The organism is Corynebacterium qintianiae (genome assembly GCF_011038645.2).
GTDB classification, from domain to species: domain Bacteria; phylum Actinomycetota; class Actinomycetes; order Mycobacteriales; family Mycobacteriaceae; genus Corynebacterium; species Corynebacterium qintianiae.
Genome location: NZ_CP064955.1, coordinates 1,855,904 through 1,880,959, shown reverse-complemented (window position 1 = coordinate 1,880,959; position 25,056 = coordinate 1,855,904). Strand labels below are relative to the sequence as shown.

The following is a 25,056-nucleotide window of genomic DNA, read 5'->3' as shown; positions in this document are numbered from 1 at the left end:
GGGCATGAATGCCGAGAAACCGTCCCGCGACAGCGGAACTCTGTGGATCGTCGTGCCCTTCGCCCTCGCGGTCGTGGGCACCGTGGTCATGCTGTTCACGAACTCGGCCAACGTTCTCAAAGTCTCGCTCGTGCTCGCGCTCTGGGCCGCCGCGGCGGGAATCCTGCTGGCGGCCCGCCTGCGCCGCGACCGAGACACGGCCGAGCGCGAGCTCGTCGCCCGCGAGGAGCGCTACGAGGCGCAGCTCGATGCCGTGCACGCCCGGGGCGAGGCCGACCGGGCCGCGCGGGCGCTCGAGCGCAATGCGGGTGGTGCCCCGACCGGGGTTGACGTCGAAGTCCTGCGTGAGATCCAAGCTGAGCTCGCCCGGCTGCGCGCGCAGCTGGAGGAGCTCTCGGGCCGGCAGTTCGAGTACGAGCCCGCAGCCTTGCGGGCCGAGGCGCGCCGGATTGCCGAACTCGAGCGGGCGGGGGGCTCCACCAAGCGGGAGGAGCCCGCAGAACCGGCCGTGCCCGCTGCGGAACCTGTAGAAGCTGCGCAAGCCGCGGCAGCTGCCCCGGCAGAGAAGCCCACCTCAGGTCCCTCCACCGACGAGACCGCGAAGATCAAGCGGGTGACCGACGAGGCACCGGTTAAGAAGGCCGAGCCGGTGGTGAAGCCAGAACCGGGTCTCTCCCGCCCGGTCGGCGCGCCGTCCTTCGACGCCATCGCCGGCCGGTTCGGAACGCAGCGCGACACGCTCACCAACGCGCAGAACCCGCTGTCGCAGCTGATCAGTGAGCGCCAGGCGGAACATGTCGAGCCGGTCACGCCGGAGCCGGAGCCAAAGCCGGAGCCGAAGCCGGCGCCCGCGCCGAAGCAGGATGAAGATGTGCGTGGCGGGCGCCGCCGCCGTGACGAGCATGGCCGCGGTTCACTGACCGTGGCCGAGCTGCTCGCACGGTCGAAGAGGGACAACGACAACAAGGACGCGGAGTAGATGACGCCACGCCTCACCATCGGTGCGGTGACGGGTGAGACAGAACTGGCCAGGGCGTTTGCTCAGGCGGGCCACGTTCTGCGGGCCGTCGATACGCCAGAGGACGTCAAACATGTCGACCTGGTTCTGCTGGACACGTCAGACACGGGGTGGATCGCGCGCAGCGTGGACGCGCTTGAACCTTTCGTGCGTCCGCGGCAGATGTTCATCCACACCGCGCTGAGCGAGGGCACACAGCTTCTCGACGCTGTGGAGACGCGCGGCGCCGTCGTCATGGCCGCCCATAACATGTGGGCCAACCACTGGGTGACATCGGCGGCCGACGAACTCGGTGAGACCGTCATCGGGTTGCTCGTCGCGGAGCTTGGCGGGGTCAGCCACCCGATCTCGGACAGCCAGCGCCTCGGGGTCGCTGCGGCGCTGCGGCTCATGGCGCTGGAGCGCGTCGTGCGGCGGGATGCCTTCCAGCTTCTGCGCTCCGCCGTGGAATCGGCGGACGCGTTCGAGGACGACTTCGTCCACGGTGAACCCGTCGCACTCGGTTCGGCCGACCCGGCTGTCCTGGAACAGATGCACCGGGTGATTGAGGAACCGGGAGTTGCCCGCCTTTTCGCGGACCTGGAGCGCCGCCATGCCGAACGCACCGGCGACGCAGAAATCGAGCTGTGGGCGATTTCCACAGCGGACAAGGATTGTACGTAGATGGCCTTTGAACCAGGTACCGCCGTTGTTGTCACCGACCCCGCGCAGCTCGCGGTGTACGGCCGGGCGTTTCGCAAGGTGGGCAAGTCCGTGGTGGTGGTGCCGCTGGGTACTGGCGTCCACGCCGGCCATGTGCAGCTGATCCGCGCGGCGCGCTCGTTGCTTGGCGCGGTCGTCATGGTCACCTACGCCGGTGACGAGGTTCCCGACGTCTTCGCCGAGGAAAAGGTGGACGTGGTCTTCCATGGCGCGCTGGGAGAGGGCGCGCGGATAAGCACGGGCCTCGACCACCTCGAGGATGCCGCCGAGATCGCCGAATCCGTCGCCGGCGTGCTCGCCGCCGTCAACGCCACCCACGCCACCGATGTGGTGCTGGGGGAGAAGGACTTCGAACTGCTCGCGGCCGTGCAGCAAGCCGTCAGCGCTCTGCGCGTGGAGGTCAAGCTGCACAGCGTGCCGACGGTGCGGACGTCGACAGGTGTGGCGATGTCGCTACGCAATACCTCGATTGCCGAAACCGACCGCGACGCCGCGCTCGCCTTGTCCGCCGCACTGACTGCCGGGGCGCACGTCGCCGAGCGCGGGGCGGACGCCGTCCTCGCCACCGCGCGAGGCGTTCTCGAGGCCGCGGGGCTCACCCCCGACTACCTCGAGATCCGCGGCCTCAACTTCGGCCCCGCGCCTGAGCGCGGCGACGCCCGCCTGCTCGCCGCCGTCACCCTCGGCGGCGTGCGCCTGAGCGATAACGTCGGGGTTCCCCTCGGGGTGGGATTCAAGAACAAAGAGGGCTAGGTGGCGGTATATTGATCGTGGCTGACAGCCGCTTCCGATAACACCAGCTCGCGAGGAATTCCATGGCCCACTACGACTTGTACTCGTCACTCGGACTCGACCGTGCCATGGATTCAGCGTCCATCGCGGGTGAGCTTGACCGCCGCATCAACGCAGGTGCACCTACCAACCCAGGTGGTATGGAGGAGCTGGACGTCGCCAGGCGCATCCTGGGCCACCCGGGCAAGCGCGGCGCGTACGACTCTAAGCTGGACGACCCGAATGCGCCGGACATTAACATTGTGTCGCTGCGCGAGCTGGCGCGGGCTCAATGGGCCGACGCCGGTGTTGGCAGCTTCCGCCCCCGGCAGTACTTCCCAGAGACGGGTTCCGCCCCCGGCGCCACGGTGAAACCCGAGCGGTCCACGTCCCAGCGTGCCGTCTGGCCGTGGCTGCTTGCCGCCGTGCTTCTGCTGTCCGCGGCGGCGGGCGGTTTGTGGTGGTACACCCATCGCGGCGCGGGTGAGCGGTGGGAGGGCGTGAATCAGGAGATCCACATGGCGTTCCCGGATATCGTCTCTGCAAGGGAGGGGCTCAAGGGATGGAACGGTTTGCCGTGCGCTGAAGCCGCTGCGGATGCAGGCCAGCTGGGAAAGATCCGGTGCGCGGACGCTGACCTCGGTGTCTCCGTGATCAAGTATGACTCCGAGACAGCCCGCGACGCGGCGCTGCCCGAGAGCACCTCCGCCCATGTGCTGAGCAACGGCCAGTGCGAGGTCACCTCCGTCACGTTGGAGGACTCGTCGGAACCCGCGTATTTCCTGGCGCCTAAGGGCGCGAACAGCGACTACGGCATTCTCATCAACGGCCGCGACGCCGAGGAGCAGCGCCTCGCACTTCCGGTGTGCCCCTAGCTGGGCTGAACTCCCGCTCGGGCATCGCACCGACTAATCTGGTTCACCGTGACTACCGAGAGCCAGGATCTTTCCGAGCAGCAGCAGTTCCGCCGTGCCAAGCGCCAGAAGCTTATCGACGACGGACGCGGCGCGTACCCCGTCGCCGTGGACCGCACTACCTCTCTGAAGGACCTCCGCGCGGCCTACGCTGTCGTCGCCGACGACGACTCCGCTGAGGCGCCGGTACCCCCAACGGGTGTGACCGTCCTCGCGCCGGGCGGGGAGACGCAGGACACGGTTGCCGTCGCCGGGCGCATCATGTTCAAGCGCGACACCGGAAAGCTCTGCTTCGCCACCCTGCAGGAGGGCGACGGCACCCAGTTGCAGGTCATGCTCTCCCTCGCCGAAGTTGGGGAGGAAGCCTTGGCCAGCTGGAAGGACGACGTTGACCTGGGCGACATCGTTTCCGTCAGTGGCCGCGTCATTGCGTCGCGGCGCGGCGAGCTCTCCGTCATGGCTTCCGCCTGGCAGATGGCGTCGAAGGCTTTGCGCCCGCTGCCCGTCGCGTTTGTGGAGATGAACGAGGAGCAGCGCGTCCGCCACCGCTACACAGACCTGATCATGCGCGAAGCCGCGCGTGACAATGCTTTGACCCGCATCAAGGTCACCGCTGCGGTGCGGAAGTACCTCACCGGTCTCGATTTCCTCGAGGTGGAGACGCCGATGCTGCAGACCCTGCACGGCGGTGCGGCAGCGCGCCCTTTCGTCACCCGCTCCAACGCGCTCGATATTGACCTGTTCCTGCGCATCGCCCCCGAGCTCTACCTCAAGCGCTGTGTGGTCGGCGGCATCGAACGCGTCTTTGAGATCAACCGCAACTTCCGTAACGAGGGTGTGGATTCCTCACACTCGCCCGAGTTCACCATGCTGGAGACCTACCAAGCCTGGGGCACTTACAAGGACGGTGCCGAGATGATGAAGGGCCTCGTGCAGTTTTGCGCGCAGGAGGTTTTCGGCTCGCAGAAAGTTACGCTCGCCGACGGCACGGAGTACGACTTCTCCGGTGAGTGGAAGGTGCTGGAGATGTACCCCTCGCTCAACGAGGCGCTGGCGCGGAAATTCCCCGGCCAGCCCGAGGTGACCATCAACTCCACCGTGGAAGAACTCACGGTTATCGCCGAGGCCATTGGGTTGCGGGTGCCGCAGAACGCGGGCTGGCTGCACGGCAAGCTCGTCGAGGAGATCTGGGAGGAGCTGTGCTCCGACCAGCTCTACGAGCCGACCTTCGTGATCAACTTCCCTGTCGAGACGTCGCCTTTGACTCGCGACCACCGTGAGCAGCCCGGCGTGACCGAGAAGTGGGACCTCTACGTGCGCGGCTTCGAGCTGGCCACCGGTTACTCCGAGCTGGTCGACCCGGTCATCCAGCGCGAGCGCTTCGCGGACCAAGCGCGCCTAGCCGCCCACGGTGATGACGAGGCCATGGTGCTCGACGAGGACTTCCTTGCCGCGATGGAGCAGGGCATGCCCCCGACTGCCGGCACGGGCATGGGCGTAGACCGCCTGCTCATGGCACTGACCGGCCTGGGCATCCGTGAGACGGTGCTCTTCCCGTTGGTCAAGCCCGAGGCGAACTAGCGAGCATTGCGGCAGTTGCTCGGGACCCGCGAATTTTGGGACGTCGTTGTAGAGCGCCAATGAAGTGCACGCGGTAGTGTGACTCACAGTCAACCAGCACTCCAACAGAAGGATCGATCCTGTGAGCACGAGGTACACCGGCCCCGGTGGGGAACAGTTCGACGCCGATGGTCTGCCACTGCGTAAGCCCGCCCCCTACTCCGCGGGGTATGGCACGTTCCCCACGGCGCCGCCGCAGCAATTTGGTGCTCAGCAGCTGTACCAGCAATTCCCGTCTCCACAGCAGCAGTACGGCGCGGTTGCGCAGCCTGCCTACCCCGTGGCCCCGAAGAGCAAGATCGTCGCGGCCCTGCTGTTCTTTTTCCTTGGTGGCCTCGGTGTGGGCAACTTCTACCTGCACCAGAACAAGCTCGGCGCGATCAAACTCGTGCTTTCCGTTGTCGGGTTCCTCACCACGATCCTCCTCATCGGGTTTGTGATCCTGGGCGCGGTGGGCCTGTGGGCCCTTGTGGAGACGGTGCTCGTGCTCGCCGGCGCGGGCGGTTACGACCGGGACGGCCGGGGAGTGCCGCTGGACTGACAGGGCCGGAGGGTCACCGCTGTGACCTGGTGCACTCAATCCCGTTGATTCGCACATTGTCACTGGGGCGAATTGCTATTTAACTTTTCTAGTTCTAACATTTATGTATCCACCAACCACAGGGTTGTTACCCGGTTCTTCATAGGCCGGGGCAAGACCTGGAGCTGGCGCCCCGACGCGCTTCGCTCCAGGTCTTTTCGCGTTTCGATCCTGATCAACCCGAAAGGAGAGCACGATGTCCACCACCACATCAGGTCTGCAGCAGCAGGCCGCGGACATCCTCGACGGCGTCGGCGGCGCCGATAACATCGCGTCGCTGACCCACTGCGCGACCAGACTTCGCTTCGAGCTTAACGACGCCTCCCTCGCCGACAAGGCCAAACTCGAATCCGTCCCGAAAGTCATGGGCGCCGTCGCCCAGGGCGGTTCCCACTACCAGGTCATTATCGGCGGCGACGTGGCCAACGTGTACAACGCGATGAACGGGTTGCCTGAGATGCGCGAACGGTCCAATGCCGCCGTCAAGGCGGAGCAGCGCTCCAAGGCGAAGGGCAAGATGCCCTGGCTCGATGCCTTCTTCGAGTACCTTTCGGACTCGTTCCGCCCGATCTTGGGCGTGCTGCTGGGAGCATCGCTCATTATCGCCTTCGCTGCCGTTATGGACGCTCTCGGCCTGGTGGACTTCCGTGCGGAGGTCAAAACACCGGGCTGGCAGTTCGTTGATGCGATGTGGAACTCCGTGTTCTTCTTCCTCCCGGTCATGGTGGCTTACAACGCGGGCAAGAAGCTCAACATCGACCCGTGGGTGCCGGCCGCCGTCATGCTGGCGCTGTTCACCCCTCAATTTTCCGGCTTGGCGGAGCACCCCGACGCCGTGCTGGAGCAGAACGCGCTTTTGGGCACCGAGGTCGCCCGCGTCACCGTCATGGGCCTGCCCATGTATCTGCCGAGCTACGGTGGCAACGTCTTCGTCCCGCTGATCATGGCCGCCGTTGCCGCGCTGGTGTACAAGGGCCTGCAGAGGATCATCCCGTCCGCCGTGCACATGGTGTTCGTGCCCTTCTTTACCTTGCTGCTCATGATCCCGTTTACCGCGCTGGTCATCGGACCGCTGGGTTACGCCCTCGGCGCGTGGATCGGCGTCGGCCTGGCGTTCCTCAACAGCAACGCCCCCTTCGTTTTCGCCATCGCGATCCCGATGCTCTACCCGTTCCTCGTCCCGCTCGGCCTGCACTGGCCGCTCAACGCGCTCATGCTCGTCAACATCCAGACCCTGGGTTACGACTTCATCCAGGGCCCGATGGGCGTATGGAACTTCGCCTGTTTCGGTGCGACCGCCGCGGTGCTTGCCATTTCTATGCGTGACCGCGACACGGTGATGCGCCAGACGTCCGGCTCCGCTCTCGCGGCGGGCCTATTCGGCGGCATCTCGGAGCCCTCGCTCTACGGCATCCACCTGCGTTTCAAGCGCATCTACCCGCGCATGCTCGTGGGCTGTTTCACCGGTGGCCTGACTATTGCCATCCTCTCCGCGCCGTTTGACGGCGTGCAGACCAGCGCGTTCGTGTTCACCTCTCTGCTGACTATTCCGGTGTTCAGCCCCGCGTGGGTTTACGTCATCTCGATCGCGGTCGCGTTCCTCACCGCGTTCATCCTCATTTACCTCTCCGACTACCGCACTGCAGAGGAGAAGGCCGCGGCCCTCGCGGTCGCGGGCAACGACGGCGACTTGGGCAATGCCCCGGCGGCGGTGGTTCCCGCGGCTGATTCGGGCGCGCCTGTGGCGTCCCCGGAGGTTCCGGCCGCAGAAAACGCCGCAGCCACCCTCGTTCTCGCACCGGCAGACGGTGAGGTAGTGGCCATGGGTGCGATCGATGACCCGGCTTTCTCCTCCGGAGCGCTCGGCCAAGCCGTCGGGGTCATTCCGGCCACCTCCGCCGATGCAACCGTCGTCTCGCCGGTCGCCGGCAAGGTGATCTCCGTGGCCAAGACGGGCCACGCCTACGGTATCAAGACCGACGCGGGCGTGGAGGTGCTGGTGCACATCGGCATCGACACCGTCCAGATGAAAGGCGAAGGGTTCACCCCGCTGGTGGAGAAGAAGCAGCAGGTTGAGGTAGGTCAGCCGCTAGCCCGCGTCGATTTCGCCGCGGTACAGCGCGCTGGCTATAACCCAACCGTGATCACCACCGTAGTCAACACCAAGGCCATGGCGAGCGTCGACGACGTCGCTTCCGGCGCAGTCCGCGCCGGCGACCCGGTTCTGGACGTGACCAGGTAGTACACCAGGTGCTCCTGGCGGTAGAATCACCTGTCATGCAGATCCTGCGCGTGTTCAACAACAACGTCGTGCTCGCGCGCAGCGTCGCCCATGGCGGGGAAGTTGTTGCCACGGGGCGGGGGATCGGTTTCGGCGCGAAGGAGGGTGACGAGCTTGACCTCGCCAGGGTCGCGCGGGTGTTCGTGCCCGCCGACGGCCGCGATCCCGACCACTCGGCAGAAATGCTCGCCGGATTGCCCGCGGAACGCGTCTCCCAGGTGACCGCCGCCCTCGACGCGGTCGGTGCACCCGAGGAAGTACGCAGCCGCCTGACGCTGATCACCGCCATCTCGGACCACATTGAGTTGGCGGTCAAGCGGGCCCGGGCGGGCGAGGTGGTCGAGTACCCGCTGCGCTCGGAGGTGCTGCACCTCTACCCGCGCGAGTACGAGCTCGGCGTCGCCCTGCTCAACGATATAAACCGGCGCCAGGGTCCCGGCGGCGTCAAGTTGCCCGAATCTGAGGCCGTCGCGCTTGCGCTCCACGTGGTCAATGCCGGGTTTTCCACCGGGGACCTGACTCAGACGTACCAGATGACGGGTGTGATCCAGCAAATGTTGGAGGTGGTTTCGGCGGGGCTCGGGGTGGCGTTGGACACGGCGTCGATAAGCGTTGCCCGCTTCATCACCCACGTGCGCTACCTTCTGGTGCGCTTGAGCCGCGGTCAACAGCTCGACCACGCGCACTCGCCACTGACTGAGCAGCTACTCAGCGCCTACCCGCGCGAGGTCGCTTGCGCGCGCACTGTGGCGTCGGTGGTGGAGCTACGATTTGACTGTGCGCTGACAGAAGACGAAATCGCCTACCTCGGCCTTCACATCGTCAGGCTGCGGGAGACTGCGCGGAATTAACGACGGGAACGCTTCCCACCGTGCCTGCGCGCGTGGTTCCTGTGCGTTAGAGTGGCGTCCAATAACGAGATTGGGTGCAACTGGGGACACGCCGCCAAGCGACGGAGGGCAGGAAAATGGAGACACGTGTTGCAGGAGCGGTTGCCGTGGCGTGTGTCGCGGTTCTGACCGGGTGTGCCGCGCAGGACACCCCAGGCACAAGTTCAGTAGGCGCCCTGCTGACCACGGCATCCGTCATCACCGCGGAACCTCCCGCGCAGAACCCCGCTTCGAGTACAACGACCACCTCGCGTGCAGCCGATACCCCTGTCGACCCAAAAACGTTCGAGCGTGCCGGGATGAGCGTATTCACCTACATTGTGGGGTCAAGAACGGGCACCTGTGCGATCAGCCCGCACGGCGCGACGTGTCAGGGGCTTACCCCGCCCGACGCCCCAATGGTCACTGCGGTCCCCCTACCTCCGCGGCAGCCCGACTCGGTCTATATCGGGGAGGACAGCATGCATTACACGGTGTTTGAAGGGGTGGGTCCCTCGCAAGGAACGCTGCACCCTGGCGAGTCAATCACCGTTCGCGAAAGCAGGTGCCGCTACCCCGATGGCGAGACGCTGCAGTGCACATCCGGAGGGGACTCTTTCACCGTGACCTCCGACGGAAAAATCACTCCCAGCGGGACCCTGGTGGACCCGCCGGTGTGGACGCTGCCCGACGAGTACTAGCTTCTCGACGGCTCTGGATCCCACGCCAACCTGTCCGGGGAAGCAGAATTACTAGCAGGGGTGGGAGAAGTCCCCCGCCATGTTGAGGGAGCGGGGATTGGCCGTCTGCCCGCCGGAGCGCCATGCCGCGCACATCCCCTCAACATCGCTTCCAAAGTCGCGGTACACGGGGTAAATGTCCTGGCCGTCAACCCGGGCGCGTAGCGACGGACACTCACCGGGGTTTGTGTATTCGGAGGATGGGTACGAGTTCAGCGCGCGTGTGATCTGCGCAGGCGTGTCCACTCCGAAACCGTGAACGGACTCGTAGATCAGGATCCATCGGCCGTCACACTGGGGGTGGGATGCCGCGACGTTGTTGCTGGCGGTGTAGTAACCACCAGCGCGCTGTGCCGGTGCCGGTGCCGCAGACGTCGAGGGAGCCACGTCGTCATTCACCGCCGAAGTTTTCGTAGCTGCTTTGGTTGTCGGGGCGTTTTCGGAGCTCGTAGTGCCCTCGGGTTTCACGGAGGTGGAGGCAGATACTTCGCCATTCGCCGGACGCGGCTCTCTGGAGATCGTTTCCACCGTTCTCAACGGCATCTGCGCTTCCTCACCTGATTCCGCGCAGGCAGACAGCGTCACGGCGACGGTCAGCAACATGAAAGCACGCAAAGAACGTCGCATGAGAACGGTCCTTAGTTCTTGGTTAAGGTGGGAATTAGATTTGTCGTCCATATTAATGGGTTGGTGCGATGCGAGTGCCCTGCCCCGCCTACCTCGGCCACCACATCGTCAGGCTGGGAGAGACCGAAAGGAACCACAATGAATGATCGTCTCGTCCTCCACGGCATCGGGGTCTCCGCCGGAACCGCCTCCGGGCCCGTCGCCGTTGTCACCCCGGCGGTGGGCATCGACGAGTTTGAGCCCGCCTCGGTAGATGCCGACGCCGACGGCCGGCGCGTGCGCGACGCGCTCGATCAGGTCGCGGCGTCGCTACGTGAACGCGCCGGGCATGCCAATTCGGAGACCTCCAAGGCCGTGCTCGAGGCCACCGCGGCCCTGGCCACCGACCGCGGCCTGATCAAGGGTGTGGACAAGGAGCTGAAGAAGGGTACCGGCGTGACCAAGGCGATCCACGACGCGGTGGAGGTCTACGCCACGAAGTTGCGGGGGCTCGGCGGGTACATGGCGGAGCGTGTTACGGACCTCTACGACATCCGCGACCGCGCCACCGCGCGGGTGCGCAATCTGCCCGAACCCGGCGTGCCTGACCTGACCGAGCCAGTGGTGTTGGTCGCGCACGACCTCGCGCCCGCGGAGACCGCGACGCTCGACCCCGAGATGGTGCGCGGCATCGTCACGGAGGCTGGCGGCGCGACCTCGCACACCGCGATCCTCGCCGCGCAGCTCGGCATCCCCGCGGCCGTGCAGGTCAAGGGTATCGCGGAGGCGCTCGCCAGCGCCGAGAACGTCGAGCTCGCCATCGACGGCGGCGTGGGCGAGGTCATCGTCGCGCCGACCGCCTCCGATGTCGCAGAGCTGAAGGAACGCTCCCGCCGCCGCGCCGCCGCTCTGGCCGGCTCCTCCGGCGAGGGCGCGACCCGCGACGGCCACAAGGTCAAGCTGCTGGCCAACATCGGCACCGCCGACGACGCCGCCAAAGCCGCGACGTACGACCTCGAGGGTTCCGGCCTGTTCCGCACCGAGTTCCTCTTCCTCGACCGCGACGCTGCCCCCAGCATCGAGGAGCAGACGGCCACGTACACCTCCGTGCTCGAGTCCTTCGGCACCCGCCGCGTGGTCGTGCGCACGCTCGATGCGGGCGCGGACAAACCGCTCTCGTTCGCGGACCTGGGGCCCGAGGAGAACCCCGCGCTCGGCCGGCGTGGTCTACGCCTGTCGCAGGCGCGAGAAGATCTTATCGACGCCCAGCTCATCGCCCTGGCCCAAGCCAGCGCCGCCGCGCCAGCCGCGGACCTGTGGGTCATGGCGCCGATGGTTTCCACCGTGGAAGAAACCACCTGGTTCGCCGATAAAGCCCGCGCCCACGGTTTGAAGCGCGTTGGCGTGATGGTGGAGACCCCGGCGGCGGCGATCCGTGCCAAGCAGCTGTTGTCGCTGGTGGATTTCGCCTCGATCGGCACCAACGACCTGTCCCAGTACACGATGGCCGCAGACCGCATGGAGGGGGAGCTGGCGCACCTGCTCAGCCCGTGGCAGCCCGCCGTGTTGTCCATGGTCCGCGCGACCTGCCGAGGTGGCGAGGCCACCGGCAAGCCCGTCGGCGTGTGCGGCGAGGCCGGCGGCGACCCGCTCATGGCGCTCGTGCTTGTCGGCCTCGGTGTGACTTCGCTGTCCATGGCGCCCGGCAAGGTCAACGCGGTGCGCGCCGCGCTGCGGTTGCACGACCTCGACACCTGCCGTCAGATGGCTAACTACGCCGAGGACGCGCAGACCGCGACGGACGCCCGCAACGCCGTGCTGAACATGGCGGACCCGGTGTTGCGAGACCTGCTGTAGGTTGCCCGTAACAGCCGGGAGATGTCACAGTGAAGAGTTTCCGGCGTCTAAAACCCCAGGCGGTCACAGTCGAGAAAACCTTGACTGTGACATCCCGCGGCCGCGGGGAAAACTAGCCGTCCATATCACCGTGTTCGCTACCGGTGAACATGGCCGGTGACGTGGTGTTTATTACCTGACTGTCACATCCCGACTGGAAATCCGGGAAGGGTTGTCGTAGCCGCGCGTTATGGTGGAGGACAACTATTTTCACAAACCTTCCAGATAAAGGGGTTGCCTGATGTTCGAGCGGTTTACCGACCGAGCCCGCCGCGTTATCGTCCTGGCCCAGGAGGAAGCGCGCGCGCTGAACCACAATTACATGGGCACGGAGCACATCCTGCTTGGCCTGATCAAAGAGGGTGAGGGCGTAGCCGCCAAGGCGCTGGAGTCCATGGGCATTAACCTCGAAGATGTCCGCCGCGAGGTCGAGGAGATCATCGGCCACGGCACCCAGCCGGTGACGGGTTACATCCCGTTCACGCCGCGCGCGAAGAAGGTCCTCGAACTCTCCCTGCGCGAGGGGTTGCAGATGGGCCACAAGTACATTGGCACCGAGTTCCTGCTGCTCGGGCTCATCCGGGAGGGTGAGGGTGTGGCGGCGCAGGTGCTGATTAAGCTCGGCGCCGACTTGCCACGCGTGCGCCAGCAGGTTATCCAGCTGCTCTCCGGTTACGAAGGCGGCGAGGGCCAGGAAGAAGGCGGTGAGCAGGGCGGTCTCGCCGGCGCCGGTTCCGGCGCGGCACCCCTCGGCGGCGGCTCCGGACCCCGCGGCGGGCAGCAGGGCGAGCGCTCGAACTCGCTGGTGCTCGACCAGTTCGGCCGCAACCTCACCCAGGCTGCCCGCGAGGGCAAGCTCGACCCCGTTGTCGGTCGCGACAAGGAGATTGAGCGCATCATGCAGGTGCTGTCGCGCCGCACGAAGAACAACCCGGTGCTCATCGGTGAGCCCGGTGTGGGCAAGACTGCGGTGGTGGAGGGCCTTGCGCTCGACATAGCCAACGGCAAGGTCCCCGAGACCCTGAAGGACAAGCAGGTTTACTCGCTCGACCTCGGCTCCCTGGTCGCGGGCTCGCGCTACCGCGGTGATTTCGAGGAGCGTCTGAAGAAGGTGCTCAAGGAGATCAACCAGCGCGGTGACATTATTCTGTTCATCGACGAAATCCACACTCTCGTGGGCGCAGGCGCCGCCGAGGGTGCGATCGACGCGGCGTCGCTGCTCAAACCGAAGCTGGCCCGCGGCGAGCTGCAGACGATCGGCGCGACCACTCTGGATGAGTACCGAAAGCACATTGAAAAGGACGCCGCCCTGGAGCGCCGCTTCCAGCCTGTCCAGGTTGACGAGCCTTCCGTCGAAGACACCGTGACCATTCTCAAGGGCCTGCGCGACCGCTACGAGGCGCACCACCGGGTGTCCTACACCGACGATGCCCTGGTTGCCGCGGCGAACCTGTCCGACCGCTACATCAACGACCGCTTCCTGCCGGACAAGGCCGTCGACCTCCTGGACGAGGCCGGTGCCCGCATGCGCATTAAGCGCATGACCGCGCCCGAAGGCCTGCGCGAGGTGGACGAGCGCATCGCCGAGGTGCGCAAGGAGAAGGAAGCGGCAATCGACGCCCAGGACTTCGAAAAGGCCGCAGGTCTGCGCGACACAGAGCGCAAGTTGGGCGAGGAGCGCAAGGCGAAGGAAAAGCAGTGGCGCTCCGGCGACCTCGAGGACATCGCCGAGGTCGGTGACGAGCAGATCGCGGACGTGCTCGCGAACTGGACCGGCATCCCCGTGTTCAAGCTCACCGAGTCCGAGTCCTCGCGCCTGCTCAACATGGAAGACGAGCTGCACAAGCGCATCATCGGCCAGGACGAGGCCGTGCGCGCCATTTCCCGCTCCATCCGCCGCACCCGCGCGGGGTTGAAGGACCCGAAGCGCCCCTCTGGTTCTTTCATTTTTGCTGGACCTTCCGGCGTGGGTAAGACCGAACTGTCGAAGGCTCTGGCCGAATTCCTGTTCGGCGACGAGGATTCGCTCATCCAGATCGACATGGGCGAGTTCCACGACCGATTCACCGCCTCGCGCCTGTTCGGTGCCCCTCCCGGGTACGTCGGTTACGAGGAGGGTGGCCAGCTGACGGAGAAGGTTCGCCGCAAGCCTTTCAGCGTGGTGCTTTTCGACGAGATCGAGAAAGCGCACAAGGAGATCTACAACACGCTGCTGCAGGTCCTAGAGGAAGGCCACGTCACCGACGGCCAGGGCCGCATGGTGGACTTCAAGAACACCGTGCTGATCTTCACGTCCAACCTGGGCACGAGCGACATCTCGAAGGCCGTCGGTCTGGGCTTCTCCGGTAGCACCGCCACGGATGCTGACGCTCAGTACGACCGGATGAAGAACAAGGTCAACGACGAGCTGAAGAAGCACTTCCGCCCCGAGTTCCTCAACCGCATCGACGAGATCGTGGTATTCCGCCAGCTCACGCAGGATGAGATTGTCCAGATGGTCGAGTTGATGATCAGCCGCGTGGACAAGAACCTCGCGGCCCAGGATATGGGGATCGAGGTCACGGACAAGGCCAAGAACCTCCTCGCTCTGCGCGGGTTCGACCCCGTGCTAGGTGCTCGACCGTTGCGCCGCACGATCCAGCGCGAGATCGAGGACATCCTTTCGGAGAAGATTCTCTACGGCGAGATCGGCGCCGGTGAGATCATCACCGTCGATGTAGAGAACTGGGACGGCGACGTCGAGTCGGCCAAGCGCGAGCGCGGCAAGGTCGCCGAGGAGGCCACCTTCACCTTCGCCCCGCGCCCGAAGCCGCTGCCGGTTGACACCTTCGATGTGGAGGAGCTGGAAGAGGTCCGCGACATCGCCCCGGAGCCCGTGGCGGACTCCCCGATTGAAGGCCCCGGTGACAACCCGTCGGACGAACCCGATGCGCCCGAGGTGACGCTCGCGGAGGATGCTCCGGGCAACGATGACGAAGAGGGCCGTGGCCCCGCTAGTGCTGGCTCCCCGGCGTAGAAGCGGTACTAAAACAGCGCCCTCCCCGCGCCGAGCAGGCGAGGGGAGGGTGCTGTTGTGTCTGTTTAAAAGCTTCCGCAGTTGGATGTGGCCGGCACGTCGTTGAAGCGGTCGATGATCCACGAACCGGAAACACCGAACTGAGTGAAGATGCCAGCGGCGTGGTTAACACCGACTTTGATACCCGGAGTGAGTGCCGGAACGTGTTCGTTGAACATGGTCGTGTTGACTCCGGCGGCGCAGTAGTCCCGGGCGAGCTGAGTTGCCTGCGGGGTCGGGACGAGATCGTCCGCGCCGCCGGTGGAGACCATGATCGGAGTGGTGGGCGCCTTCTGACCCAGCTTCTGCGCCTCAAAGAGCTCGGCAACTTCTGGCCGCGCGGCCAGGATTTCCGCGACGGACTCACCCGTGTCGGTTAGCGTTCTGGTATCGGTGAACGCCCATTTCGCTGCACCGTCGACCATGCAGGAATTGGCGGTACCCGCGATGAACTGTGCACCGCGTTCGTTCATCTTCGATTCAAGCAGTGGCCGCACCTCGGGGTAGCGGTCGATCCAGCCGTTGACGGCGTAACCGAGCACGGCGGCGATCATGGAGTTGTCCACGCCTTCGAGGGTGGCGAGCAGGTCTGCTGGCGGCGCGCCCGCGAAGGTCCCCTTCAAGTTCAACTCCGGCGCGTACGCGGGCTGCTGCTCCGCGGCCGCCGCAGCCGCTCCGCCGCCCTGGGAGTATCCGTAAAAGGCGACCGGGTCACCCGCCGGAACGACAGCGCGGGCGGCGTCGAGCATGGCGTGGGCTTCCTCGTCATGCAAAACATAGGTGTGCGGGCCGGGAGTGCCCAAGCCGATGTAGTCGACAACCACCACCCGAATTCCCACGTGCGCGGCCGTTTCGTAGAAGGGCAGCTCATAATTGACCCCCACGGCGGTGTTGTCTACGTCAATCTTGGTTGTCAGCCACGGCCCGCGCGAGGGTGCGCACGCGTCGCCGGAACCGCGGGTTCCGGGAGCAAAGACGATGGTCGGCGTGGGCCCTGACCCTCGCCACGGAGTAGCTGGTTCAATGACGAACCCGCTGGTGGCAATGGGTTCACCGTGGATGGTGGTAGAGGTGTAGAGGATCTTCTCAGCGTATCCGGGGTAACCGGGGCCGATGACGTTGAGGAGGTGGGGTGCCGCCTGGGTGCGCAGAAGGGTGCCTGGTGCGCCGAGATCGGCGACGGGATCGTCGTAGAAGGGGTCGTATCCTCCCAAGAGGTTTTCCACCGGCGTCGTCGCGGCGTAATACAGGCCGTCGGCGATTTGCTGGGAGCTTTGGGAGGTGGCCTGGGGGGCGGCGGCGTTGAGCATGAGGAGGGCGGCCAGGCCAGCCGTTGAGAGGCGGAAGAGCGATTTCATTAGTGGGACTTTACTAGTTAGACCCACGTGTATATAAAAATTGGGGTCATCTGGATTGTTGGATACCCCCGTCGTTTCCCTCCGGTCACTAAACCCCGGGTTGAGACTTAAGACAGCGCGATCAGGCTGGCGGCCATGAGGGCCATCCCGGCCACCACACCATAGACGGAGTGGTGGTGCTGACCTGTGGCGATCGCGCTGGGCAACAGCTTGTCGAAGCTAATGAAGACCATGATCCCCGCGACGGCCGCGAAAGACAGTCCGAGGGTGGCGGGTCCCATAAACGGCATGAGCACAAGAAACCCGATCGCTGCCCCGAGCGGTTCGGCGAGACCGGACAGCGTCGCCCAGCCAGCGGCGGCCCACTTCTTGCCCGTCGCCTCCCGCAACGGAACGGCCACAGCGATGCCTTCCGGAATGTTGTGGATCGCAATGGCCGCTGCGATTGGCAAGGCCAGCTGTGGGTCACCGAGTGCCGCGATGAAGGTGGCGAAACCTTCTGGGAAATTGTGGATCGCAATGGCGACACCAGTCAGGAGCCCGGCACGCATCATGGTTGAGCGGGCGCGGTCGCGGGACCTCTCGTCCGGGAACTCATGCGGGTTGATCGCCTCCGGAACGAGCCTGTCGATGACCGCGATGAGGAGCACGCCGGCGAAGAACGCCAGAACCCCGTACAAACTGGCCCTTCCCCCGTAGACCTCCGCAAGGTCATCGATTCCGCCGGGGAGGAGCTCGACGAGCGAGATGTAGACCATGACGCCGGCCGAGAAACCGAGGGAGCCGGCGAGGAACCGATTCGTCGGCTTCGATTTGAGGGCGACCAGCAGGCCGCCGAGCCCTGTGGATACTCCGGCGAGCAAGGCGATGGAGAATGCCACGGTAACTGCGTGCGCGTCAAAGGTATGTCCAATATCCATGGGGACGCAGTGTAGACGTTTCACCAACGGGTAAGCCGCTAGGATGACGCCATGGGTATCTACTACCGCTCTAGGAAAAAGCTCGGTCGCAATTCGTGGCTCAACCTGTCGAAATCGGGTGGCTCCGTCTCCACCAAAGTCGGGCCCGTCACAGTCAACTCCCGCGGCGGGGTGTGGCTGAACCTGCCAGGCGGCCTGAACTACCGCGGCAGGTGGAAGTAGCCGCTGTCATCCTGCACGGCCAGACCGTCACTGAGAAGCGAAAATAGGGCGCGGGAACGCTGTGCCGCCTCGGGCCAGACGACGTCGATCGCTGCCTGGGGCACGGGGCCCTCGGCCTCCCGCAGCACTTTCATGATCTTGCCGCGCACCTGCCGGTCAGTTCCCTCGAACTTCTGCACCTTCTTGCGCTTGAGCTCGCCCTTCGTCGGCTCGGGCCTACCGGCGGCCACCCATGCGCACTCAGCCTCCAGCGGGCACTCAGGGCATCTGGGGTTAGTGGCCGTGCACACGCGGGCCCCGAGCTCCATCAGCCCCGCAGAGAACACCGGTCCGTCGACGTCGGGAAGCAGGGCGGTGACGTCCGCGATTTCGCGGGCACGCGGCGCGGCCAGGAACTTCCCCTCGACGACCCGCGCGTACACGCGGCGCACGTTCGTGTCCACCACGGCGGCGTTGACGCCGTACGCGAAGCACGCGACCGCCCGGGCCGTGTACGCCCCGATTCCCGGCAGGCTCAAAAGCGTATCGACGTCGCGGGGCACCGCACCGCCGTACTCGTCGACAATCGCACGCGCGCACTCACGCAACCGCAGCGCCCGGCGCGGGTAGCCGAGGGTGCCCCACGCGCGCAATACCTCGTCGGGCCCGGCTGCGGCGAAGTCGGCGGGAGTGGGCCAGCGCGTGATCCATTCCCGCCAGATGGGAGCGACACGCGCGACGGGGGTCTGATGGCTCATGACCTCGCTGAGCAAAACGCCCCACGGGGTCGTGCCGGGCTCGCGCCACGGCAGGTCGCGGGCGTTGCCGCGGAAGTAGTCGATCACCTTGTTCTGGATACTCACAATAAGTGCCACAATAGTGGTCATGGCACAGACACTGAACCAGCCCCAGAGCCCTTCTCCCGCCTCCGTGTGGGAGGCCCTCCTGCGCGGCAACGATCGCTTCGCCACCGATAACGTCGAGCACCCGAACAGCACAGTCGAGCGCCGCCTCGAGTTGCGCGAGGGCCAGGCGCCCGTCGCCGCCGTGCTCGCGTGTTCCGACTCGCGCGTGCCCGTCGAGATGCTTTTCGACGCCGGCCTGGGCGACATGTTCGTGATCCGCACCGCCGGCGGGTGCGTCGACGCGGCGGTGTCGGGGTCTGTCGATTTTGCCGTGACCAGCCTTGGAGTCAAGCTCGTCATCGTGCTCAGTCATGAGGCGTGCGGCGCGATCGGCGCGGCTTACACTGCGGTGGAGAAGGCGGAGATTCCACTGGGCCTGCAGCGCGTGTTCGTGGAGAAGATCGCGCCGTCCGTCATCTGGGCGAAGGGTCACGACAAGGGGGAGCCCGACGACGTCGAGCGCGAACATGCCCGGATCACCGCGCAGCACCTCATCGACCGCATCCCGGCGCTGCAGGACGGTGCGCTCGACGGGTCCGTCGGTGTCGTCGCCGCCCGTTACAGCCTTGCTGACGGCCGCGTCGAGACCGTCAGCGAACATTTCGCGCGCTAAAGTCATCTCTGTGACGAACCAGCCCTATCAGAACCGCGAGAACCCGGAGCGCCCAGTCAACAGACCGCTTCCGCCCGAAATCTACATGCGCCGTCGCATGGCGGCGCTCGTGATGATCCTGGTGCTCGCCGGTCTGCTCGTGTGGGGCTTGACGGCGTGGGCGCGCTCCGGCTCGAGCGCGGATGACCCCGCCTCTGCTACCCCGTCCGCCCCGACGGAGCAAGTCACCACGGAGCCAACGGTTCCGGCGCCGAGCGACGACGACAGCTCGGAAACCACTACAACGGGCACCGCTACTAAGACCGCCTCCGAAACAGCTTCCGAGTCCAAGACGTCTAAGGCAAACGCCACCGAGAGCACAGAGCCCACGGTGAACGCCGCCGCCAAGGACACGTGCGAGCTGGCGGACTTGGATATCGAGGCGCAGACTGCCGAGCCGAGCTACGCCGTCGGGGACCAGCCTGTCTTCTACATGAAGATCACCAACCCGACCAAGGCGGACTGTGTGGTTGACCTTGATGAGCAAAAGCTCCGTTTCGAGGTCTACAACATGGGCAGCAACCAGCGCGTCTGGTCGGATGTGGACTGCTACCCGCCAGTGGTCGCCGGCGAGGAAACCTTCGAACCAGGCAAACCGCGCATGTTCGAGGCCCGCTGGTCCGCCACCGGTTCCAAGCCCGGGCAGTGCACCAACCGCCAGCCCGTCGCGCCGGGTGCGTACTACCTCCACGCCGTGATCGGCGACTCTGCTTCAAACCCGGCGGACTTCACCATCCGCTAGCGGGTTCGCCATGGCGGGGCGACTCTAGGTCAGGCGGCGCAGGCCCTCGTAGATGTGGCGCGCCCACAGCGGCGAGACGTGCTCGGCGTCCGCGATGCGTTCCGGGTCGGCCGTGAGCAGCTCGCCGAGCGAACCAAACTCGGAGACGATGTGGTCCATGAGGAACCTCTGCACCCGGGGCACCCGGGACAGCGCCCGGTAGCCGCGCGGCGCCACGTTGTGCATGAGGTTCTCCTCCGTGGCGGGCAGGCCCAGGGGACGCGCCAGCGCGGCGGTGTTGAGTAGTTCCGAATCGGGCAGCTTCCCCAAGGAGGCTAGGGCGTCCGCGACCTGCTCATCCGAGGGCACAGCGGACGACGCGATGTAATCGCGCACAATCATCTCGATGTCTTCGCCGATGCTGCCGCGCAGTTCAGTCAACTGCAGTGACAGCTGGCGCGAGTCCACGCCGAGCTCCACGATGCCCTCGTCCATGTCGTTGGCGGCGCGCTCGAGCATGATCTGGCGCTGCAGTACGTTGAGCACGTCGGCAACCGTGGCGTAGTCATTCATCTCGGCGACGAACAAGCGTTGGCCTGCGAGATCGAGGCGGGCTCGGTAGCGCTCCACCGTGGACAGGGCTTGGTTCGCGCGGGCTGAGAGCACCGCAGGCTCCTCGAGTAGGTGGCGCTGCCCGTGGGCGTACAAGGTAAGGGTGTTCATCGACGCCGACACGGACACGGTGGGCACCCCCGTCTGCAGTGCGGTGCGCTCCGCCGCGCGGTGCCGCGTGCCTGTCTCACTCGTCGGGTAAGAAGGCGAGGGTACGAGTTGCACGTTGGCGCGCACGATGCGTGAGCCATCACCTGAGAGTACGACCGCCCCGTCCATCTTGGTCAGCTCCCGCAGCAGGGTGGGCTGGAAGGGGACATCGAACTCTATGCCGCCGTCGCAGATGCCGGTAACTTCGGGGCCGTCGCCCAGCACGATGAGGCCGCCGGTGTGCCCGCGCTGGATCCGCTCCAGGCCGTCGCGCAGCTCGGTGCCCGGCGCGAGAAGTTGCAGGGTGTCCCTCAACTGCTTCGGTGCGGGGGAAGGTTCGGTCATGGTGAGCAATTCTAACGCCCCGAAACCAGAGCGATGGCCTCACCGAGCGTGGAGACCTGTGACACCCGCATGCCAGGAACGGAGAGCTTCTCGCCCGCGGGTGCGATGGCGTACTCGTAACCCAGCCGGGCGGCCTCCTGCAGACGCCGGCCCAAATTGGGCACCCGCCGAAGCTCCCCGGCGAGGCCGACCTCACCGACTACGACGGTCTTTGTGGGTAGGGGCTTTTCGTGCAGGCTCGACCAGGTGGCCAATGCTACGGCCAGGTCCGTGGCAGTCTCAGTGATTTTCACTCCGCCGACAGTGGCCACGTAGGCGTCCTTGTCATTGGTCCGCTCGTTGCACCGTGCCTGCAGCACCGCCAACACCATGGGAACGCGGTTAAAATCCAAGCCGGTGACCACCCGCCGCGGGCTCTTGTTCACCGGGTCCACCGTCAGCGCCTGCACCTCCGCCAAGATCGGCCGCACACCGTCCATGGCCACGGTCACAGCGGAACCGTCGGGAGTGTTGCCTCGGTGGGAAAGGAACAGGCCCGACGGGTCGGACACCTCACGGATGCCTTCGGCGGTCTGCTCGAAGCAGCCGACCTCGTCCGTGGCGCCGAAGCGGTTCTTGATCCCGCGCAGCATCCGCAAACTCGACTGCCTGTCGCCCTCGAAGTTGAGCACCACGTCCACCAAGTGCTCCAGCACGCGGGGACCCGCGACGTTGCCGTCCTTTGTCACGTGGCCGACTAGCAGGATGGGCAGGTTGGTGGTTTTCGCCAGAGTGGTCAGCGCGGCCGTGACGGCGCGGGACTGGGCGACGCCGCCGGCCACGCCTTCCACACCGGGAGCGTGCATGGTCTGCACCGAGTCCACGATCAACAGGGACGGCTTGATCTGCTCCACGTGCCCGAACACCACGTCGAGGTTGGACTCGGCGGCGAGGTAGAGAGAATCCTGCAGGGCGTCGGTGCGCCCCGCCCGTGCTCGCACCTGCCCGGCCGACTCTTCCGCCGTGACGTAAAGGGCTTTGCGGCCGCCGAGCCTGGCCCAGCGCGAGGCAACCTCAAGCAGCAGGGTGGACTTGCCCACACCCGGTTCACCGGCCATGAGGACAACAGACCCGGGGACTACGCCCGAACCTAGGACGCGGTCGAGTTCGCCGATGCCGGAAGGCACGGTTTTGGTCGCTGCGGCATCGACGGCCGTAATGGGCTGTGCCGGGGCGGTGGGAGTCAACGCCTGCAACCGCACCGGCCCGGGGCCGCCAGCGGCGGAGGCCGAGGCAAGCGGAGTCTCCTCCTGCAGCGTGCCCCACTGACCGCACTCGGGGCATCGCCCGAGCCATTTCGGGGAGGAGTACCCGCACTCGGAGCAGGTGTGTATCACGCGCTGTTTCTTCGCCATGCCTGCACTCTAAGACACGGGCCCGACATCACCCTCCACGTACGCAAAAACCGCAGTTCGCGTGGGCGAACTGCGGCGTTGCAAGGAGCCGTCGATAAGCGTGAGGCGGCTAGTGGCCGTGACCCTCGTGGCCCTCGGACGGGCCGCGGGTCGTTTCACCGGAGGGGAGCATCGGCGCGGAAACGGGCGCGTCGACATCGATGGTGCCGGCGTCGAAGGTGAAGGTGACGGGGACGTTGCCGCCGTAAGCGAAGGCGTCGTTGTCGAGGGAGGTTTCGACGTACTGGATGCAGTCGGAATCTGCCCGCGGCAGGGCGTCAATTCCCTCGGCCGAGTCGCCGACGACCGAACACTGGGTCGGGATCTCCCGCGGGGCCGGGCTCAACTCGACCTCTTGGCCGTCGACGGAGGCGGAGACCAAGCGGTGCGCCTTCATGGAAGAATCCTGGTTGACCGCGGTGAACTTGAGAGCGGCGCGACCGTCCTCGGCCAGGACGACGGTGACGTCCTGAACAGCAACCTCGCCGTTCTCACTCGTGGTGCTGCCACCGTCAACGGCCGCGACCTGGGAAGAGGTCTGCGTAATTTGGCCCGCAGAGCAGGATACGAGCAGGAGAGCGGACGCAGCAACGGCGGAGGCGGCGGCAACCGGCTTCAGGGACTTCACTTCGATGTCCTCCATCAGTAAATAACACGTGAGTTTTCCCCGATAACACTAGTGCGTGCAGCCACGATTTTCCCAGTTTCGGGGTGCGTTGGGGGCAATCGCGCGAAGCGGCCGGGGGTGGTTGCTGGCAGCCGCGCACGGGGTCGGGCGGGGTGAGATGCAGGGTGGTAGAGTAGTGGGGTTGTAACCCCCGTCCCGGCAAGGAGAAACATGGAATTCACAGTCGGAGAAGTTGTTGTCTACCCGCACCACGGCGCGGCACGCATCGCCGACATCGAGCAGCGGGAGATCGGTGGCGAGACCCTCGACTTCCTCGTGCTGAAGATCCTCCAGTCGGACCTCGAAGTCCGCGTGCCGGTGAAGAACACCGAACTCGTCGGCGTGCGCGACGTGGTTAACGAGGATGGCCTGCAGAAGGTTTTCTCCGTGCTGCGCGAGACCGATGTCGAAGAGGCCGGAAACTGGTCCCGCCGCTACAAGGCAAACCAGGAGCGTCTCGCCTCCGGCGACATTAACAAGGTGGCCGAGGTCGTCCGTGACCTGTGGCGCCGCGACCAGGGCAAGGGCCTGTCCGCCGGTGAGAAGCGCATGCTGGGAAAGGCTCGCCAGATCCTGGTCGGCGAGCTCGCGCTGGCCAAGCCGGTCGACGAGGCCAAAGCCGAGGAGATGGAGAGCGGCATCACGGAGATCATTGAGCGCCAGGTCGCCGCAGGGATCGCCGTCGATACGCGCGACGCGTTCGATGACGATGTCGACTTAGACGACCTCAGCTTCGACGACGCGGATGATGATCATGACACCGGGGACCTCGAGGGCGACGACAAGTAGATGCCTGAACCGAAGCGCAGGGTTATCGCCCTCGTCGCGGCCGCAGGACAGGGGACCCGGTTGGGGGCCGCGGTGCCCAAGGCTTTCGTGCCGCTGCGCGGGCGGACGTTGCTCGAGCGCTCGGTAGCGGCGATGGAGACTTCCGAAATCGTCGACGAGGTCGTCGTTGTAGTCAGCCCCGAGATGGAGCCGCTCGCACGTCAGGTGCTGCCAGGTCGCGAAGTCCGCTTCGTGCACGGTGGCGCCGAGCGCGCGGATTCCATTTGGGAGGGGTTGAAGTCTATCCCCGACGAGGATGCGGTGGTGCTCATCCACGACGCCGCCCGCGCGCTCACCCCGCCCGGTATGATCGCGCGCGTGACCCGGGCGGTGCTGGAGGGACGCGACGCGGTCGTGCCGGTGGTTCCCGTCGCGGACACCATCAAAACTGTCGGCGGCCAGGTGGTCACCGGCACGCCCGACCGTGCGGTGCTGCGGGCGGTGCAGACCCCCCAGGGCTTTGACTTGCGAACTCTCCGCGCGGCAAACGAGGCCTACTTCGCGGGCGCCCCAGGATTCACCGCCACCGATGACGCGAGCGTGGCTGAATGGCACGGTGTAGAGGTGACCACGGTCCAGGGCGACCCGATGGCGTTCAAGATCACCACCCCGATTGACCTGCGCCTGGCTACCAGCATCACCGACGAGGCGGAGCCGACGATCTTCGAGGTGCCCGGCGCACTCGGGCCCGTTGGAAAGGACACTGATGAATAACCTGCGCGTAGGAACCGCCTTCGACGCCCACCAGATTCAGGAAGGCAAGGAGTGTTGGATCGCCGGTATCCTCCACGAGGGCGTCAACGGCTGCGAGGGTCACTCCGACGGCGATGTGGTCAGCCACGCGATCGTCGACGCAGTGCTCTCCGCGGCGGGTTTGGGCGACCTCGGGTCTTTCGTCGGTGTCGGCCGGCCGGAGTATGACGGGGTGCGCGGCGTCCAGCTCTTGGGCGAGTTGCGGGAGCTTGTCCGTGCCCACCGCATCACCGTGATCAACGTTTCAGCCCAGCTCATCGGCCAGTCACCGAAGATGGGGCCGGTGCGCGAGGAGGCGCAGCGCGTGCTCTCGGAAGCTCTCGGCGCGCCCGTGACAGTGTCGGCTACGACGACGGATCACATGGGTTTCACCGGCTCTGGCGAAGGGCGCGCGGCGATCGCTACTGCTCTCGTCGAGCTGCCCGAAAAGCCGGGCACGGCGAACGGCTAGACTGACGG

Annotated in this window: 24 protein-coding genes; 17 read left to right on the top strand and 7 right to left on the bottom strand. The window is 65.8% G+C overall.

What is annotated here, in order from left to right:
- The first annotated feature begins 4 nt into the window (after positions 1 to 4).
- The 9 genes from G7Y29_RS09200 (at position 5) to G7Y29_RS09160 (ending at position 9,456) form a co-directional block, all read left to right on the top strand.
- Entirely contained in the window at positions 5 to 979 is a 975-nt protein-coding gene (locus G7Y29_RS09200; protein ID WP_249399744.1) for a DUF6779 domain-containing protein, read from the top strand.
- A complete protein-coding gene (locus tag G7Y29_RS09195; protein WP_165002285.1) occupies positions 980 to 1,681 on the top strand; it encodes a 6PGD fold domain-containing protein in 702 nt (233 codons plus the stop codon).
- Complete coding sequence (locus G7Y29_RS09190; protein ID WP_165002284.1) at positions 1,682 to 2,473, top strand: pantoate--beta-alanine ligase; 792 nt, start codon at positions 1,682 to 1,684, stop codon at positions 2,471 to 2,473. It abuts the gene before it with no gap.
- Between the two features lie 62 nt (positions 2,474 to 2,535).
- A complete protein-coding gene (locus G7Y29_RS09185; RefSeq protein WP_165002283.1) occupies positions 2,536 to 3,366 on the top strand; it encodes a hypothetical protein in 831 nt (276 codons plus the stop codon).
- A gap of 48 nt (positions 3,367 to 3,414) precedes the next feature.
- Complete coding sequence (gene lysS / locus G7Y29_RS09180; RefSeq protein ID WP_165002282.1) at positions 3,415 to 4,986, top strand: lysine--tRNA ligase; 1,572 nt, start codon at positions 3,415 to 3,417, stop codon at positions 4,984 to 4,986.
- A gap of 121 nt (positions 4,987 to 5,107) precedes the next feature.
- A complete protein-coding gene (locus tag G7Y29_RS09175) occupies positions 5,108 to 5,566 on the top strand; it encodes an NINE protein (protein WP_165002281.1) in 459 nt (152 codons plus the stop codon).
- A 235-nt stretch (positions 5,567 to 5,801) separates the two neighbouring features.
- On the top strand, positions 5,802 to 7,847 hold the full coding sequence (locus G7Y29_RS09170) for a glucose PTS transporter subunit IIA (protein ID WP_165002280.1): 2,046 nt from the start codon (positions 5,802 to 5,804) through the stop codon (positions 7,845 to 7,847).
- 35 nt (positions 7,848 to 7,882) lie between these two features.
- Complete coding sequence (locus tag G7Y29_RS09165; protein ID WP_165002279.1) at positions 7,883 to 8,737, top strand: PRD domain-containing protein; 855 nt, start codon at positions 7,883 to 7,885, stop codon at positions 8,735 to 8,737.
- 116 nt (positions 8,738 to 8,853) lie between these two features.
- Complete coding sequence (locus G7Y29_RS09160) at positions 8,854 to 9,456, top strand: hypothetical protein (RefSeq protein WP_165002278.1); 603 nt, start codon at positions 8,854 to 8,856, stop codon at positions 9,454 to 9,456.
- A 51-nt stretch (positions 9,457 to 9,507) separates the two neighbouring features.
- On the opposite strand, the gene G7Y29_RS09155 is transcribed toward G7Y29_RS09160, so the two are convergent.
- Positions 9,508 to 10,122 carry a hypothetical protein gene (locus G7Y29_RS09155; protein ID WP_165002277.1) on the bottom strand — a complete coding sequence of 205 codons (615 nt, stop codon included), beginning with the start codon at positions 10,120 to 10,122 and terminating at the stop codon, positions 9,508 to 9,510.
- A gap of 138 nt (positions 10,123 to 10,260) precedes the next feature.
- Here G7Y29_RS09155 and ptsP point away from each other — a divergent pair, with 138 nt between their 5' ends.
- Both ptsP and G7Y29_RS09145 read left to right on the top strand, forming a co-directional pair.
- Positions 10,261 to 11,958 (top strand): phosphoenolpyruvate--protein phosphotransferase, encoded by a 1,698-nt coding sequence (ptsP, locus tag G7Y29_RS09150; protein WP_165002276.1) that lies wholly within the window; start codon positions 10,261 to 10,263, stop codon positions 11,956 to 11,958.
- Positions 11,959 to 12,238: 280 nt separating this feature from the next.
- The gene (locus tag G7Y29_RS09145) at positions 12,239 to 15,013 is read left to right on the top strand and encodes an ATP-dependent Clp protease ATP-binding subunit (RefSeq protein ID WP_165002275.1); all 2,775 of its coding nucleotides are present in this window, start codon (positions 12,239 to 12,241) and stop codon (positions 15,011 to 15,013) included.
- Between the two features lie 65 nt (positions 15,014 to 15,078).
- Here G7Y29_RS09145 and G7Y29_RS09140 read toward each other — a convergent pair whose 3' ends face one another.
- Positions 15,079 to 16,410, bottom strand: a complete 1,332-nt coding sequence (locus G7Y29_RS09140; RefSeq protein WP_165002274.1) for an alpha/beta fold hydrolase — start codon at positions 16,408 to 16,410, stop codon at positions 15,079 to 15,081.
- Between the two features lie 107 nt (positions 16,411 to 16,517).
- A complete protein-coding gene (gene zupT, locus G7Y29_RS09135) occupies positions 16,518 to 17,330 on the bottom strand; it encodes a zinc transporter ZupT (protein WP_165002273.1) in 813 nt (270 codons plus the stop codon).
- A 51-nt stretch (positions 17,331 to 17,381) separates the two neighbouring features.
- On the opposite strand from zupT, the gene G7Y29_RS09130 reads away from it, so the two are divergent.
- Positions 17,382 to 17,552, top strand: coding sequence for a DUF4236 domain-containing protein (locus tag G7Y29_RS09130; protein ID WP_165002272.1), 171 nt, complete (start codon positions 17,382 to 17,384; stop codon positions 17,550 to 17,552).
- On the opposite strand, the gene G7Y29_RS09125 is transcribed toward G7Y29_RS09130, so the two are convergent.
- Positions 17,531 to 18,418: an HhH-GPD family protein gene (locus G7Y29_RS09125; RefSeq protein WP_165002271.1), complete on the bottom strand. Its 888-nt coding sequence runs from the start codon at positions 18,416 to 18,418 to the stop codon at positions 17,531 to 17,533. The two genes, G7Y29_RS09130 and G7Y29_RS09125, sit on opposite strands and share 22 nt — an antisense overlap.
- On the opposite strand from G7Y29_RS09125, the gene G7Y29_RS09120 reads away from it, so the two are divergent.
- Together G7Y29_RS09120 and G7Y29_RS09115 are read left to right on the top strand one after the other, a co-directional pair.
- Positions 18,417 to 19,049: a carbonic anhydrase gene (locus tag G7Y29_RS09120; RefSeq protein WP_165002270.1), complete on the top strand. Its 633-nt coding sequence runs from the start codon at positions 18,417 to 18,419 to the stop codon at positions 19,047 to 19,049. The genes G7Y29_RS09125 and G7Y29_RS09120 overlap by 2 nt on opposite strands.
- Before the next feature lie 10 nt (positions 19,050 to 19,059).
- Positions 19,060 to 19,830, top strand: a complete 771-nt coding sequence (locus tag G7Y29_RS09115) for a hypothetical protein (protein WP_249399743.1) — start codon at positions 19,060 to 19,062, stop codon at positions 19,828 to 19,830.
- A 24-nt stretch (positions 19,831 to 19,854) separates the two neighbouring features.
- On the opposite strand, the gene disA is transcribed toward G7Y29_RS09115, so the two are convergent.
- From disA to G7Y29_RS09100, 3 genes are all read right to left on the bottom strand, one after another.
- Positions 19,855 to 20,925: a DNA integrity scanning diadenylate cyclase DisA gene (gene disA, locus G7Y29_RS09110; protein WP_430393276.1), complete on the bottom strand. Its 1,071-nt coding sequence runs from the start codon at positions 20,923 to 20,925 to the stop codon at positions 19,855 to 19,857.
- A gap of 2 nt (positions 20,926 to 20,927) precedes the next feature.
- On the bottom strand, positions 20,928 to 22,310 hold the full coding sequence (radA, locus tag G7Y29_RS09105) for a DNA repair protein RadA (protein WP_165002268.1): 1,383 nt from the start codon (positions 22,308 to 22,310) through the stop codon (positions 20,928 to 20,930).
- 109 nt (positions 22,311 to 22,419) lie between these two features.
- Positions 22,420 to 22,992 (bottom strand): hypothetical protein, encoded by a 573-nt coding sequence (locus G7Y29_RS09100; RefSeq protein WP_165002267.1) that lies wholly within the window; start codon positions 22,990 to 22,992, stop codon positions 22,420 to 22,422.
- Between the two features lie 195 nt (positions 22,993 to 23,187).
- Here G7Y29_RS09100 and G7Y29_RS09095 point away from each other — a divergent pair, with 195 nt between their 5' ends.
- From G7Y29_RS09095 to ispF, 3 genes are read left to right on the top strand one after another with little or no spacing between them, the layout of a single operon-like run.
- Entirely contained in the window at positions 23,188 to 23,805 is a 618-nt protein-coding gene (locus G7Y29_RS09095) for a CarD family transcriptional regulator (RefSeq protein WP_165002266.1), read from the top strand.
- Positions 23,806 to 24,558 carry a 2-C-methyl-D-erythritol 4-phosphate cytidylyltransferase gene (gene ispD, locus G7Y29_RS09090; protein WP_165002265.1) on the top strand — a complete coding sequence of 251 codons (753 nt, stop codon included), beginning with the start codon at positions 23,806 to 23,808 and terminating at the stop codon, positions 24,556 to 24,558.
- Positions 24,551 to 25,048 carry a 2-C-methyl-D-erythritol 2,4-cyclodiphosphate synthase gene (gene ispF / locus G7Y29_RS09085; RefSeq protein ID WP_165002264.1) on the top strand — a complete coding sequence of 166 codons (498 nt, stop codon included), beginning with the start codon at positions 24,551 to 24,553 and terminating at the stop codon, positions 25,046 to 25,048. The genes ispD and ispF overlap by 8 nt, the downstream gene beginning before the upstream one ends.
- Positions 25,049 to 25,056: the final 8 nt, after the last annotated feature.